Source organism: Enterobacter sp. RHBSTW-00175 (genome assembly GCF_013927005.1).
Lineage (GTDB): Bacteria > Pseudomonadota > Gammaproteobacteria > Enterobacterales > Enterobacteriaceae > Enterobacter.
Window position 1 is genome coordinate 5,069,775 of record NZ_CP055930.1, and the last position, 13,958, is coordinate 5,083,732.

The 13,958-nt window shown below is 53.7% G+C and carries 16 protein-coding genes and 1 other annotated feature; of the genes, 12 read left to right on the plus strand and 4 right to left on the minus strand.

Translation table 11 applies throughout. The features are described from left to right. Positions 1 to 65: 65 nt before the first annotated feature. Both HV107_RS24520 and cobO read left to right on the plus strand, forming a co-directional pair. Positions 66 to 827: a YciK family oxidoreductase gene (locus HV107_RS24520; RefSeq protein WP_182061311.1), complete on the plus strand. Its 762-nt coding sequence runs from the start codon at positions 66 to 68 to the stop codon at positions 825 to 827. Further along, positions 824 to 1,414, plus strand: a complete 591-nt coding sequence (cobO, locus tag HV107_RS24525; protein ID WP_166715519.1) for a cob(I)yrinic acid a,c-diamide adenosyltransferase — start codon at positions 824 to 826, stop codon at positions 1,412 to 1,414. Before HV107_RS24520 ends, cobO begins: the two co-directional genes overlap by 4 nt. 36 nt (positions 1,415 to 1,450) lie before the next feature. On the opposite strand, the gene rluB is transcribed toward cobO, so the two are convergent. The 3 genes from rluB to rnm all read right to left on the minus strand — a co-directional run bounded on the left by rluB (position 1,451) and on the right by rnm (position 3,921). Next, positions 1,451 to 2,326: a 23S rRNA pseudouridine(2605) synthase RluB gene (rluB, locus tag HV107_RS24530; RefSeq protein ID WP_014070506.1), complete on the minus strand. Its 876-nt coding sequence runs from the start codon at positions 2,324 to 2,326 to the stop codon at positions 1,451 to 1,453. Positions 2,327 to 2,422: 96 nt separating this feature from the next. Continuing rightward, positions 2,423 to 3,043, minus strand: a complete 621-nt coding sequence (locus tag HV107_RS24535) for an L-threonylcarbamoyladenylate synthase (protein WP_182061312.1) — start codon at positions 3,041 to 3,043, stop codon at positions 2,423 to 2,425. Next, the gene (rnm, locus tag HV107_RS24540; protein ID WP_182061313.1) at positions 3,040 to 3,921 is read right to left on the minus strand and encodes an RNase RNM; all 882 of its coding nucleotides are present in this window, start codon (positions 3,919 to 3,921) and stop codon (positions 3,040 to 3,042) included. Before rnm ends, HV107_RS24535 begins: the two co-directional genes overlap by 4 nt. Before the next feature lie 139 nt (positions 3,922 to 4,060). On the opposite strand from rnm, the gene trpL reads away from it, so the two are divergent. From trpL to trpA, 6 genes are all read left to right on the plus strand, one after another. Beyond that, on the plus strand, positions 4,061 to 4,105 hold the full coding sequence (gene trpL / locus HV107_RS27560) for a trp operon leader peptide (RefSeq protein WP_106993556.1): 45 nt from the start codon (positions 4,061 to 4,063) through the stop codon (positions 4,103 to 4,105). Continuing rightward, positions 4,082 to 4,176 (plus strand) — a sequence feature (Trp leader region). Its footprint overlaps the gene before it by 24 nt. Before the next feature lie 25 nt (positions 4,177 to 4,201). After that, complete coding sequence (locus tag HV107_RS24550; RefSeq protein ID WP_182061314.1) at positions 4,202 to 5,764, plus strand: anthranilate synthase component 1; 1,563 nt, start codon at positions 4,202 to 4,204, stop codon at positions 5,762 to 5,764. Next, positions 5,764 to 7,359 carry a bifunctional anthranilate synthase glutamate amidotransferase component TrpG/anthranilate phosphoribosyltransferase TrpD gene (gene trpD / locus HV107_RS24555; protein ID WP_182061315.1) on the plus strand — a complete coding sequence of 532 codons (1,596 nt, stop codon included), beginning with the start codon at positions 5,764 to 5,766 and terminating at the stop codon, positions 7,357 to 7,359. Before HV107_RS24550 ends, trpD begins: the two co-directional genes overlap by 1 nt. Before the next feature lie 3 nt (positions 7,360 to 7,362). After that, positions 7,363 to 8,721, plus strand: coding sequence for a bifunctional indole-3-glycerol-phosphate synthase TrpC/phosphoribosylanthranilate isomerase TrpF (gene trpCF, locus HV107_RS24560; protein WP_182061316.1), 1,359 nt, complete (start codon positions 7,363 to 7,365; stop codon positions 8,719 to 8,721). 10 nt (positions 8,722 to 8,731) lie between these two features. Then, positions 8,732 to 9,925: a tryptophan synthase subunit beta gene (gene trpB, locus HV107_RS24565; RefSeq protein ID WP_182061317.1), complete on the plus strand. Its 1,194-nt coding sequence runs from the start codon at positions 8,732 to 8,734 to the stop codon at positions 9,923 to 9,925. Next, positions 9,925 to 10,734 (plus strand): tryptophan synthase subunit alpha, encoded by an 810-nt coding sequence (gene trpA / locus HV107_RS24570; RefSeq protein WP_182061318.1) that lies wholly within the window; start codon positions 9,925 to 9,927, stop codon positions 10,732 to 10,734. Before trpB ends, trpA begins: the two co-directional genes overlap by 1 nt. Positions 10,735 to 10,774: 40 nt before the next feature. Here trpA and HV107_RS24575 read toward each other — a convergent pair whose 3' ends face one another. Then, complete coding sequence (locus HV107_RS24575; RefSeq protein ID WP_014070514.1) at positions 10,775 to 11,113, minus strand: SMR family transporter; 339 nt, start codon at positions 11,111 to 11,113, stop codon at positions 10,775 to 10,777. Positions 11,114 to 11,334: 221 nt separating this feature from the next. On the opposite strand from HV107_RS24575, the gene HV107_RS24580 reads away from it, so the two are divergent. The 4 genes from HV107_RS24580 to HV107_RS24595 all read left to right on the plus strand — a co-directional run bounded on the left by HV107_RS24580 (position 11,335) and on the right by HV107_RS24595 (position 13,891). After that, complete coding sequence (locus HV107_RS24580; protein WP_182061319.1) at positions 11,335 to 11,670, plus strand: colicin E1 family microcin immunity protein; 336 nt, start codon at positions 11,335 to 11,337, stop codon at positions 11,668 to 11,670. Positions 11,671 to 12,069: 399 nt separating this feature from the next. Next, complete coding sequence (locus HV107_RS24585) at positions 12,070 to 12,366, plus strand: chorismate mutase (RefSeq protein ID WP_182061320.1); 297 nt, start codon at positions 12,070 to 12,072, stop codon at positions 12,364 to 12,366. A 4-nt stretch (positions 12,367 to 12,370) separates the two neighbouring features. Continuing rightward, positions 12,371 to 13,180, plus strand: a complete 810-nt coding sequence (locus HV107_RS24590) for an AraC family transcriptional regulator (protein ID WP_182063590.1) — start codon at positions 12,371 to 12,373, stop codon at positions 13,178 to 13,180. A gap of 96 nt (positions 13,181 to 13,276) precedes the next feature. Beyond that, positions 13,277 to 13,891: a LysE family translocator gene (locus HV107_RS24595; RefSeq protein WP_182063591.1), complete on the plus strand. Its 615-nt coding sequence runs from the start codon at positions 13,277 to 13,279 to the stop codon at positions 13,889 to 13,891. Positions 13,892 to 13,958 lie beyond the last annotated feature (67 nt).

Consider the following 13,958-nt stretch of genomic DNA (forward strand, 5'->3'; position numbering starts at 1 on the left):
GGGCATAAAGCCGAAAAGTGATAAAAAGCAGGCGCTACCGACGTGCAGCGTCCAGAGGAGTCACCGTGCACTATCAACCACAAAAAGATTTACTACAAAACCGCATCATTCTTGTCACCGGTGCCAGCGACGGGATTGGTCGTGAAGCTGCGCTGACCTACTCCCGCTACGGGGCACACGTCATCCTGGTGGGTCGAAACGAAGACAAACTGCGCGGCGTGGCGCAAGAAATAGAAGACGAAGGCGGCGCGCCAGCCCCCTGGTATACGCTCGATTTACTGACCTGCACGCCTGATTCGTGCCAGGAGCTTGCACAGCGGATAGCAACACACCACTCACGCCTCGACGGTGTGTTACACAACGCCGGGCTTCTCGGGGACGTTCGTCCCATGGATGAACAAAAGCCGGAGATCTGGCAGCAGGTGATGCAGGTTAACGTCAACGGGACATTTTTCCTGACACAAGCATTGCTTCCTTTATTACTCAAGTCTGATTCAGGATCGCTGGTCTTCACATCCTCAAGTGTTGGCCGTCAGGGACGCGCGAACTGGGGAGCTTACGCGGTATCGAAATTCGCCACAGAAGGCATGATGCAGGTGCTGGCCGAGGAGTACCAAAGTCGCCATCTGCGCGTAAATTGCATTAACCCGGGCGGAACACGCACCAAAATGCGCGCAAGCGCATTCCCGGGTGAAGATCCGCAAAAACTGAAAACACCGGCAGAAATTATGCCGCTCTATCTTTGGCTCATGGGCGATGACAGCCGCCGTAAAACAGGTATGACGTTTGACGCACAGCCAGGCCGTAAACCGGGGATTTCGCAATGAGTGAAGAACGCCATCAGCAACGCCAGCAACGTCTGAAAGAACAGGTCGATGCACGTGTCGCCGCAGCCCAGGACGAGCGCGGGATTATTATTGTCTTCACGGGCAACGGGAAAGGTAAAACCACCGCCGCGTTTGGTACGGCAACCCGTGCAGTGGGCCATGGTCAGAAAGTGGGTGTTATTCAGTTTATTAAAGGTGAATGGCCTAACGGAGAGCGTAACCTGCTGGAGCCGCACGGCGTCGAATTTCAGGTTATGGCGACCGGGTTTACCTGGGACACGCAAAACCGTGAAACAGATACAGCCGCGTGTCTGGCCGTCTGGGAACACGCGAAAAGAATGCTGGCGGACCCCACGCTGAACATGGTGTTGCTGGATGAAATCACCTATATGGTGGCCTACGACTACCTGCCACTGGATGCCGTACTGGCTGCATTACAGGCTCGCCCTGCGCACCAGACGGTGATTATAACGGGGCGCGGTTGCCATCGGGACATTCTGGAAATAGCCGATACCGTCAGCGAATTACGCCCGGTAAAACACGCTTTCGATGCAGGTATCAAAGCCCAGATCGGGATTGATTACTAAGAAAAAAGCCCGGTTGATAAGACCGGGCTTTAGATGTTAACCGTTGTTATTACGGCTGCCAGAACGGCGATTATTGCTCACCTGGCTGTGACGTTTTACCGCACGGCGGATCTGGTTCGCCTTCATGCGACGACGATCTTTTTCAACCGCCACTTTAGAGGTGGTTTCCGGCGTCAGGCCGACCAGTTCACGCAGGTAGTTAGTCTGGGTTAAATCCAGCTCAGTATAACCACCACGCGGCAGACCTTTTGGCAGCAGGATGTCGCCATAACGTACGCGGATCAGGCGGCTCACCTGCACACCTACCGCTTCCCACAGACGACGAACCTCGCGGTTACGGCCTTCAGTCAGGGTGACGTTGTACCACTGGTTAATCCCTTCACCACCGGTAAATTTGATGGTCTTGAACGCCGCCGGGCCGTCTTCCAGTTGCACGCCACGCGACAGGTCGCGCAGTTTGTTCTCATCAACCTGGCCAAAAACACGCACCGCATATTCACGTTCAACTTCACGGCTTGGGTGCATAAGGCGGTTTGCCAGTTCACCATCAGTGGTAAACAGCAGCAGACCGCAGGTGTTCACGTCCAGACGACCCACGGCAATCCAGCGAGCGCCGCGCAGCTTAGGCAGACGGTCAAACACTGTCGGGCGACCTTCCGGGTCATTACGGGTACACAGCTCACCTTCTGGCTTGTAATAGGCCAGCACGCGGCAGATCTGTTCAGCGGACTCTTTTACCGAGATAAGATGACCGTCAATACGGATCTTCAGTCCCGGTACGATTTCTACGCGGTCGCCCAGCGTGGAGACTTTACCGTCCACACTCACGCGACCGGCTTCAATAATGGCTTCGATTTCACGGCGTGAACCGTGGCCGGCGCGCGCCAGCACTTTCTGTAACTTCTCGCTCATTGAGCTTCCTCAGGTGTCGCCTTCACAGGCGTCGAATCAGGTCAAAACACGGCTGCGCCCCGTTTTGATGGCCGCGTAGTATAGCTGCTTACACCTTTACAAGAAAGGTTTAACATCACCCACGCCTTCGCGAATCACTTCCGGCGCATCGTCAGTCAGATCAACAACAGTTGTCGGCTGCTGTCCGAGGTATCCGCCGTGAATCACCAGGTCAACCACCTTCTCCAGCCGATCCTTGATTTCATCCGGGTCGGACTCGGTAAATTCGCTGCCAGGCAGCATGAGTGACGTTGACAGCATCGGCTCGCCGAGCGTCTCCAGCAACGACTGCGCAATCGGATTAGAAGGAACGCGCATCCCGATGGTTTTTCGTTTTTCCTGCAACAGACGGCGCGGAACCTCTTTTGTCCCTTTAAGGATAAAAGTGTAGTTACCCGGCGTGTTGTTTTTGATCAGACGAAACGCCACGTTATCAACATAAGCATAGGTGGACAGCTCAGAGAGATCGCGGCACATCAGCGTAAAATTATGGCCGTCTGGTAACTGGCGAATGCGGCAGATACGCTCCATCGCCCCTTTGTCTTCAATTTTGCAGCCAAGCGCGTAACCAGAATCGGTCGGGTAAACGATAACGCCCCCCTTGCGGACAATCTCCACAGCCTGATTAATCAGACGAGGTTGCGGGTTATCTGGATGAATATAGAAAAACTGACTCATACTTCCCTCTCTTCAAGTTGCTTTGGCTGTTCCCAGAGCTGCCAGACAGGCTCTACGCCTGCGGGTAGCCAGAGCTTGCGACCCAGCTCTATCCACGCACAAGGCTGATGGAAATCAGAGCCCTGTGACGCAAGCAGCCCAAACTGGCGGGCATAGGTCGCGAGCTGCGAACGCTCGTTGGGTGCCTGCTGGCATTGTGCGACTTCCATCGCGTCTCCTCCGCGCTCGGCGAAGTGAGCCAACAGTCTTTTCAGCCATTTAGCAGAAAGATTATACCGCCCAGGATGGGCCAGCACTGCCTTGCCACCAGAATGATGAATCACATCAATAGCTTGTTCTATTGTACACCACTGTGGCGGAACGTAACCGGTTTTCCCACGCGCCAGGTATCTTTTAAACACGTCGGCCATGGTGGTGGCTTTACCGGCCTCAACCAGAAAACGGGCAAAATGACCGCGCGTAACGGCACCGCCGTTCGCCAGCTTCTGAGCCCCTTCCAGCGCCCCCGGGATATGCGCCTTTTCCAGGCGCTCGCCAATCATCTCTGCGCGCAGGTTACGGCGCGTTTTTTGTTCTTGCAAAAATGCGCACATTGCAGGATGTTCTGTATCGATGTTCAGGCCAACGATATGAATCTCATGGTTTTCCCAGAGAGTTGAGATCTCCACACCTGCGACCAGGTTTAGCGGTAAACCGCTGCGGGCAATTTCGGCCCGCGCCGCAGGAATGGCGTCTGTTGTGTCGTGATCGGTTATCGCCAGCGTGCCAACGCGCATTTCAACGGCACGGTGGACGAGATCTTCGGGCGTCAGCAGGCCATCAGAAGCCTGAGTGTGGCTGTGTAAATCGTAAATTACGGCGTAGGTGTTGTCGCTCAAAGCACATCCCATCACAGGTTAATAACATCTTAGAGACCTATGATAACGGCTTGCCGCGAAATTCTGAAATCAAGGGTTGACAACACGCCATCGAACCAGTTAACTAGTACGCAAGTTCACACGAGAAAGGTATCTGAAAATGACAGCACATTTCACTCTGCATGGTTGGTGGCGCACTTCCTGATTATCGGGCAGTGTCACTCGTCTGCGAAATGCAAACAGATACCAGGCCCGCGCTAAAGCGGGCTTTTTTTTGAACAGCATAAATGAGAAGAACATCATGCAAACAGCCAAACCACACCTCGAATTGCTGACCTGCGAGGCGGCCTATCGCCATAACCCTACCGCGCTGTTTCATCAGGTATGCGGTGCGCGTCCGGCCACCCTGCTGCTGGAATCAGCGGATATCGACAGCAAAGACGACCTCAAGAGCCTGTTGCTGGTCGACAGCGCGCTGCGTATTACCGCATTAGGTGACACCGTCACGATTAAAGCCTTATCTGACAACGGCGCATCCCTGCTGCCGCTGCTGGATGCCGCGCTGCCTGCCGGCATCGAAAATGAACATCACCCGGAGATGCGTGTGCTGCATTTCCCACCGGTCAGTCAGCTGCTGGATGAAGACGCCCGCCTGTGCTCTCTGTCCGTTTTCGATGCCTTCCGTCTGCTGCAAAATCTGGTTTCAGTACCTGAAGATGAACGTGAAGCCATGTTCTTTGGCGGGCTGTTTGCGTATGACCTGGTCGCGGGTTTTGAAGATTTACCGGAAACCGAACAAGGCAATCGCTGTCCGGACTACTGCTTCTATCTGGCCGAAACATTGCTGGTGATCGACCATCAGAAAAAATACACCCGCATCCAGGCAAGCCTGTTCACGCCGTCAGCATCTGAAAAGAAACGCCTTGATCACCGCATCGCGCAACTTCAGCAGCAATTGACCGAAGAGCCACCCGTGCTGCCAGTTCAGCGCGTGGAAAAAATGCAATGCGATGTTAATCAGACTGACGATCAGTACGGTGCCGTCGTTCGCCAGATGCAAAAAGCGATTCGTGTCGGTGAAATTTTCCAGGTTGTTCCGTCCCGTCGTTTCTCGCTGCCTTGCCCGTCGCCGCTGGCAGCCTACGATGTACTGAAAAAGAGCAACCCGAGCCCGTACATGTTCTTTATGCAGGACAATGATTTCACCCTGTTTGGTGCCTCCCCGGAAAGCTCCCTGAAGTACGATGCCACCAGCCGCCAGATTGAGATCTACCCGATTGCCGGGACGCGCCCACGTGGCCGCCGTGCCGATGGCTCGCTTGACCGCGATCTCGACAGCCGTATTGAGCTGGAAATGCGTACCGACCATAAAGAGCTGTCCGAACACCTGATGCTGGTTGACCTGGCGCGTAACGACCTGGCGCGAATTTGTACCCCAGGCAGCCGCTACGTCGCAGACCTGACCAAAGTTGACCGTTATTCATTTGTGATGCACCTGGTGTCCCGCGTGGTCGGTGAACTGCGCAGCGACCTGGACGTGCTTCACGCCTACCGCGCCTGCATGAACATGGGCACCCTGAGCGGTGCGCCAAAAGTTCGTGCTATGCAGCTTATCGCCGAAGCCGAAGGCCGTCGTCGCGGTAGCTACGGCGGTGCGGTGGGTTACTTCACCGCTCACGGTGATCTCGATACCTGCATCGTTATCCGCTCTGCGTATGTGGAAGATGGCATTGCCACCGTCCAGGCAGGCGCAGGTATCGTTCTGGATTCTGTTCCGCAGTCTGAAGCTGACGAAACTCGCAGTAAAGCTCGCGCGGTATTGCGCGCCATCGCTACCGCACACCATGCACAGGAGATTTTCTGATGGCTGACATTCTGCTGCTCGATAATATCGACTCCTTTACTTACAACCTGGCAGATCAGCTGCGTGCGAATGGCCACAACGTCGTTATTTACCGTAACCATGTTCCGGCGCAGACCCTGATTGAGCGTCTGGGCACCATGCAAAACCCGGTGCTGATGCTCTCCCCTGGGCCTGGCGCACCAAGCGAAGCGGGCTGTATGCCAGAGCTGCTGACCCGGATGCGCGGCAAGCTGCCTATCATCGGCATCTGTCTTGGTCATCAGGCGATTGTTGAGGCTTACGGCGGCTACGTCGGCCAGGCCGGTGAAATTCTGCACGGTAAAGCTTCCAGCATTGAACATGACGGCCAGGCGATGTTTGCCGGGTTGCCAAACCCGCTGCCGGTTGCGCGTTATCACTCGCTGGTTGGCAGCAATATCCCGGCAGGGCTGACGATTAACGCCTCTTTTGAAGGCATGGTGATGGCGGTGCGCCACGATGCCGATCGCGTCTGCGGTTTGCAGTTCCACCCTGAATCAATCCTGACCTCCAACGGTGCGCGTTTGCTGGAGCAAACCCTCGACTGGGCGTTACAGAAACTGGAGCAAACCAATACGCTCCAGCCGATTCTGGAAAAACTGTACCAGGCGCAGACGCTGAGCCAGCAGGAAAGCCACCAGCTCTTCTCCGCCGTGGTTCGCGGTGAGCTGAAGCCTGAACAGCTGGCGGCCGCGCTTGTCAGCATGAAAGTCCGCGGCGAAAGCCCACAGGAGATCGCCGGTGCAGCAACCGCACTGCTGGAAAACGCCGCACCGTTCCCGCGCCCGGATTATCCGTTTGCCGATATCGTCGGCACCGGCGGTGACGGCAGCAACAGCATAAATATCTCCACTGCCAGTGCATTTGTAGCGGCAGCATGTGGAATGAAAGTGGCGAAACACGGTAACCGCAGCGTATCCAGCCGCTCGGGGTCGTCTGATTTACTGGCGGCCTTTGGCATCAACCTGGACATGAAAGCCGAACGCTCCCGTGAAGCGCTGGATGATTTGGGTGTCTGTTTCCTGTTTGCCCCGAAATACCACACTGGTTTCCGCCATGCGATGCCAGTTCGCCAGCAGTTGAAAACCCGCACCCTGTTTAACGTGCTGGGTCCACTGATTAACCCGGCGCATCCGCCCCTGGCGCTGATTGGCGTTTACAGCCCGGAACTGGTACTGCCGATTGCCGAAACCTTGCGTATGTTGGGTTATCAGCGTGCCGCAGTCGTACACAGCGGCGGCATGGACGAAGTGTCTCTTCATGCACCAACGCTGGTTGCAGAGCTGCGCGAGGGAGAAATCCAGAGCTACCAGCTTGAAGCTGAAGACTTTGGATTAGTGCCCTATCGTCAGGAAGCGCTGGCAGGCGGCACACCGGAAGAAAACCGTGACATTCTGACGCGCTTACTACAAGGTAAAGGTGAGTCCGCTCATGAGGCTGCCGTTGCCGCCAACGTTGCCATGCTGATGCGTTTACACGGTGAGGAAGACCTGAAGGTCAACGCACAAAAAGTTCTGGACGTACTGCGCTCTGGTGCAGCATACGATCGCGTTACCGCACTTGCGGCGAGAGGGTAAAGAATGCAGACCGTTTTAGCGAAAATTGTTGCCGATAAGGCCATTTGGGTAGAAGCACGCAAACAGCAGCAGCCGCTTGCCAGTTTTCAGAATGATGTCGTACCAAGCAGCCGCCGTTTTTACGATGCCCTTCAGGGTGCGCGCACCGCGTTTATCCTGGAGTGCAAAAAAGCTTCTCCGTCAAAAGGCGTTATCCGTGATGATTTTGATCCTGCACGCATTGCAGGCGTCTACAAACATCATGCGTCAGCCATCTCCGTGCTGACGGATGAGAAATATTTCCAGGGCAGTTTTGATTTTCTGCCGATTGTCAGCGGCATCGCGCCGCAGCCGATCCTGTGCAAAGACTTTATTATCGACCCGTACCAAATCTGGCTGGCGCGGTTTTATCAGGCCGATGCCTGCCTGCTGATGCTCTCCGTGCTTGATGACGAACAGTATCGCCAGCTCTCTGCCGTGGCACACAGCCTGAACATGGGCGTACTGACCGAAGTGAGCAACGAAGAAGAGCTGGAACGCGCCATTGCGCTGGAAGCCAAAGTGGTTGGCATTAACAACCGCGACCTGCGTGACCTGTCCATTGACCTCAACCGCACGCGTCAGCTTGCGCCGCGCCTCGGCTCTGGTGTGACAGTTATCAGCGAATCCGGTATCAATAGTTATGCGCAGGTGCGCGAACTGAGCCATTTTGCCAACGGCTTCCTGATTGGCTCCGCCATGATGGCGTATGACGATCTCAACGCCGCCGTGCGCCGGGTACTGCTTGGGGAAAACAAAGTTTGTGGATTGACCCGTGAACAGGATGCGCAGGCAGCCTGCGAAGCCGGAGCGATTTACGGCGGGCTAATCTTCGTCGAAACCTCCCCTCGGGCCGTCACCGTCGAGCAGGCTCGTGCGATTATCGCGGCGGCGCCACTCAGCTACGTGGGCGTTTTCCGCAACGCGAATATTGCTGATGTAGCCGCTAAAGCCGAAACCTTATCGCTGAGCGCAGTCCAGCTGCACGGTAGCGAAGACCAGGCGTATATCGATGCCCTGCGGGAAGTTCTTGCGCCACAGGTGCAAATCTGGAAAGCCCAGAGCGTAGGCGATGCTCTGCCAGCGCGTAATCTTAATCATGTTGATAAATACGTACTCGACAACGGCCAGGGCGGTACAGGCCAGCGTTTTGACTGGTCATTGCTGAATGGTGAAGTACTGGACAACGTGCTGCTGGCAGGCGGGCTGAGCCCGGATAACTGTGTAGAAGCGGCGAAAACCGGCTGTGCCGGCCTCGATTTCAATTCAGGCGTAGAGTCCCAACCGGGTATCAAAGATGCCAGCAAGCTGGCCTCGGTGTTTAAAACTCTGCGTGCATATTAAGGAAGAGAAGATGACGACATTACTAAACCCTTATTTTGGTGAGTTCGGTGGTATGTATGTACCGCAAATTCTGATGCCTGCGCTGCGCCAGCTGGAAGACGCGTTCGTCAGTGCGCAAAAGGATCCGGCATTTCAGGCTGAATTTACCGACCTGCTGAAAAACTACGCAGGCCGCCCGACGGCACTGACCAAGTGCCGTAACCTGACCGAAGGCACAAAAACCACGCTGTACCTTAAGCGTGAAGATTTACTGCACGGTGGCGCGCATAAAACCAACCAGGTGTTGGGTCAGGCGTTACTCGCCAAGCGCATGGGCAAAACCGAAATCATCGCTGAAACCGGTGCGGGTCAACACGGTGTGGCGTCGGCACTTGCCAGCGCCCTGCTCGGCCTGAAATGCCGTATTTACATGGGTGCGAAAGACGTTGAACGTCAGTCGCCGAACGTGTTCCGTATGCGTCTGATGGGTGCTGAAGTGATCCCTGTACACAGCGGCTCGGCCACGCTGAAAGATGCCTGTAACGAAGCGCTGCGCGACTGGTCTGGCAGCTATGACACCGCGCACTATATGCTGGGTACCGCGGCGGGTCCGCATCCGTTCCCGACTATCGTACGTGAATTCCAGCGCATGATTGGCGAAGAGACCAAAGCTCAGATCCTCGACAAAGAGGGGCGCCTGCCTGATGCGGTGATCGCCTGCGTGGGCGGCGGTTCTAACGCCATTGGGATGTTTGCAGATTTCATCGACGACACCAGCGTAGGGTTGATTGGCGTTGAACCTGCTGGTCACGGTATCGAAACCGGTGAACACGGTGCACCGCTCAAGCATGGCCGCGTTGGGATCTACTTCGGTATGAAGTCCCCGATGATGCAAACGGATGAGGGCCAGATTGAAGAGTCTTACTCTATCTCTGCGGGCCTTGATTTCCCGTCCGTTGGGCCGCAGCACGCGTATCTGAACAGCATCGGTCGTGCGGATTATGTTTCTATCACCGATGACGAAGCGCTGGAAGCATTTAAAACGCTGTGTCGCCACGAAGGGATCATCCCGGCGCTGGAGTCCTCTCATGCGCTGGCACACGCGCTGAAAATGATGAAAGAAAACCCGGAAAAAGAGCAGCTGTTGGTGGTTAACCTTTCCGGTCGCGGTGACAAAGATATCTTCACCGTTCACGATATTCTGAAAGCACGAGGGGAAATCTGATGGAACGCTATGATAACGCATTTGCACAACTGAAAGCCCGCAAGGAAGGCGCGTTCGTTCCCTTCGTCACCCTTGGCGATCCTGGCCCGGAACAGTCACTGAAAATCATCGACACCCTGGTGGAAGCCGGTGCCGATGCGCTGGAACTGGGTATCCCGTTCTCAGACCCACTGGCGGATGGCCCAACCATTCAGAATGCCACCCTGCGCGCCTTTGCTGCGGGCGTAACGCCAACCCAGTGCTTTGAGATGCTGGCCGCCATTCGTCAGAAACACCCGACAATCCCGATTGGCCTGCTGATGTATGCCAACCTGGTGTTTAACCGCGGTATTGATGAGTTCTATGCCGAATGCGCGCGCGTGGGTGTTGATTCCGTACTGGTTGCAGATGTACCGATTGAAGAGTCTGCCCCGTTCCGCCAGGCAGCGATGCGTCATAACGTTGCGCCGATTTTCATCTGCCCGCCAAACGCCGATGACGAACTGCTGCGCCAGATTGCCTCTTATGGCCGTGGTTACACTTATCTGCTTTCCCGTGCAGGCGTAACCGGAGCCGAGAACAAGGCGGCGCTGCCGCTACATCATCTGGTGGAAAAACTGGCGCAATACAATGCAGCGCCTCCGCTGCAAGGCTTTGGTATCTCCTCACCAGAGCAGGTGACTGCGGCGATTGACGCCCAGGCTGCCGGGGCTATTTCAGGCTCCGCAATTGTGAAAATCATCGAGAAGAACGTTGATAAGCCAGAGCAGATGCTGGCCGAGCTGAAAGCCTTCGTGATTGCGATGAAAGCCGCTACACGTAAAGCGTAATCGGTGTCACCCGTCTGGCCCACTGCCAGACGGGTATCCCTTAGTGGGCCACGCTTTTCGAAAAGAGATTAATGACCACCACCCCTCCGATAATCATCAACATCCCCAGCATGGCCGGGAAATCCAGTTTTTGCCCCAGAAACAGCCAGCCAACCGCGCCGATCATGACGATACCCACCCCGGACCAGATAGCATATATAATCCCCGTAGGAATGCTTTTCATCGGGATAGTCAGGCACCAGAAAGCAATACAGTACCCCAGAATGGCCACCACGCTCGGTAACAGACGCGTAAAGCTGTCAGAGAGCTTGAGCGCCGTGGTGGCAATGACTTCCATCACAATGGCAATCGCCAGAAAAAGAACAGCCTGTTGGTTCATAGAGTCCTCAGTAAAAAGCCAGCAAACCCGACATTGTAAAGCGCTTTTATGACGGTTCAGAGAAGTCTTTGGGGGAGTATTAATCATGCCGGAATTCTGTTTCTGAATGGAGCAGGATTTTGGGTCAGGGTCACTTTTGCATTCAAGCTGTAATTGTGAGAAGCAGGAAGGCGAAAAACAGACGAAACTTCGACAGGGCTGTTTAGATTTATAAGGTAAGCATGACACTTAAATACTATCTGGGTAACTTATGTTTGGGTTTGGTCGTATTCGGGATTATCGCCTTTGTCTGGCATGATGAACCTCAAACAACCACAATGAGGACATTGATGGGACTGGGTTTGCTAAGTGGGTTGATTTTCCCCTTTGCAAAAAAAGCGATTGAGCGGATTGTCCTGAAATATTCAACACGCAAACAGTGGACTACAGGTTTCTATACTGAAACGCCGATGAAGAGCGGGTTGTATGCAGTCTACTTCATGCTGATTTTCGTCGTGGCCATACCAGTAGGCGTAATCTATCTGCTGTACCTTGCCGTATCAAAAAAGGCCACATGACGCGGCCTTTGTGGTTTTTATTGGCCGCTAGTAATGTAATTCATTACATTGCCCGGCAACTTCTCATCAATGCCGTTTTGCAGTCGAAACATGTGGTCACTTCTGGCTTCCAGACCACCAACAGAACACCGATGTTCGTCACTGCGGGCTCTGATTCAGGAAGATGGCCGCCGGGAAACTACGTTAAGCCTGTTTCTTAATCAGGCATGACAGGCTGCTGTGAGTGAAGAGCAGACGTTAAGCCTCACAAATTCATCGCTATACCAATAGCAGCGAGCTTCTGGATAAGTTTTACTTCATATATCGTCCTTTCAGCCAGAATCTTATAGGTTAAAAACTGTATTTAATCGAAATTTTATGTAAGCTATCGCACTCACGTACTAGCCAGGTGGATTGAAGATGAATTTTTCCTCAATAGAAGATGTTAGACATCGAATCGATCAAATTGATCGAGAACTGGTTAAGATGATCGCGCAACGCAGCGAATGTGTTAAAGCTGCGGCAGCTTTCAAAATTGACCACTCAGCCGTTCGCGCTCCAGACAGTGTGCAACAGGTAATCGACAAGGTATGTAAACAGGCAACTGAAGCAGGACTTCCCGAAGTGATTATCGAAAAAGTCTATCGGACAATGATCGGTGAGTTTATCGATTATGAACTCGGGCAACACGACCAACTGCAACAGGAAAAACGCTGACATCGTGCGCCAACATTCCATTCAGCTTTTCCCAATTACTGTAGCGGGTATTGAGGCGGTAAACACCAACAGCGATATCTCTTTTGGGCGGCATACTCACGACCAGTTCGGCATTGGTTTGATGGACAGCGGCGGGCAAAAATCCCTGAGTGGCCGTGGGTATGTCGAGTCGAATGCGGGTGACATCATCACGGTTAACCCGGGGGAAGTTCACGATGGGACACCTCTCTCCGGTCCGCGAGCCTGGCGGATGCTTTATTTTGATACTGAGCTCATCAATCGCTGCTTTAGCGATATTTCCGATGGGAAATTTTCTAGCGGCGAGTTTTCTCTGCCTGTATCGACGAATGCTGGCATAGCAGAAAATTTTAACCACTTATATCAATCCATTATCAGCGGTAGTGGCGATGTAGAAAGGTTGGCTGCGGATGAAGCGATGTTAGTCATGACCAAAGCATTGGCTCAAATGCCCAGACTTCAGATGAAAATGCCCTTAAAAGGAGTGTTGTACGCAAAGGAAAAAATGGATGACGCGCCGGGGAATGCCGTATCCCTTACTGAGCTGGCGGCGATTGCAGGACTCGGTCAGTTTACGTTTTTACGCGCTTTTGCGCATTATACTGGAATGACTCCTCACACCTATCTTTTGCAACGACGCCTGTCCTTGGTTCGAAAGCTTATTACCGGTGGAATGAGCCTTGTTGATGCAGCCATTGCCAGTGGATTTGCGGATCAAAGCCACATGACCCGCCTGTTTGTCCGCAGTTATGGCTATACGCCGGGCCTCTATGCGCGACAGATTTCAAGAACCTAGCTGTCACTACCTCTGCAATTTTATTCAAGACATAAAAAACCTCTTAATCAAATACTGAAGCGATTATTTTCAGCTTCCGATGAGGGGTAAACTTTGATTCTTTATAATGATTTTCTGGTGACATCTCTGCTAATCGTTATATCACCCGGTACGGGTGCCATCATTACGCTTTCTGCCGGTCTGAGGCAGGGAAAGCGTAGTGCGATAATTGCCGCTGCAGGATGTACCCTGGGGGTGTTGCCACATATGCTGGCTGCTATTACTGGCCTTGCCGCATTATTACATACCAGTCCGTTGCTATTTTCCCTTGTGAAATTTACCGGTGTGGCTTACCTGCTGTTTATGGCGTGGCAAACGCTACGGGATAAGACACTTTTATCTGCTGACTGCCTAGGGTCGGCGTTATCTCATCGCGCCCTGATACAGCAGGCTGTGGTTGCCAATATTCTTAATCCTAAGCTTTCGCTATTTTTCCTGGCATTTCTTCCGCAGTTTATCGCCACCAGGGACGTACACCCCACACAGAGCATGTTGATTCTTTCTGCTATTTTTGCGGCCATGACTTTTGTTGTATTTTCTCTGTATGGCATTTTTGCTTCGGCTGTTAGCCATCGTGTATTAGGAGATCACAGGATGATGACCGGCATTCGTTGGAGTGTCGCGCTGGCCTTTACTGCAGTTGGGATTCGGCTGGCGATGGCCGTGCAATAGCGAGATTCTTCTTGGATAGCACTTGAAAAAGGTGTGCTTATAAGGGTTATTGGATGTCCGATGTTGG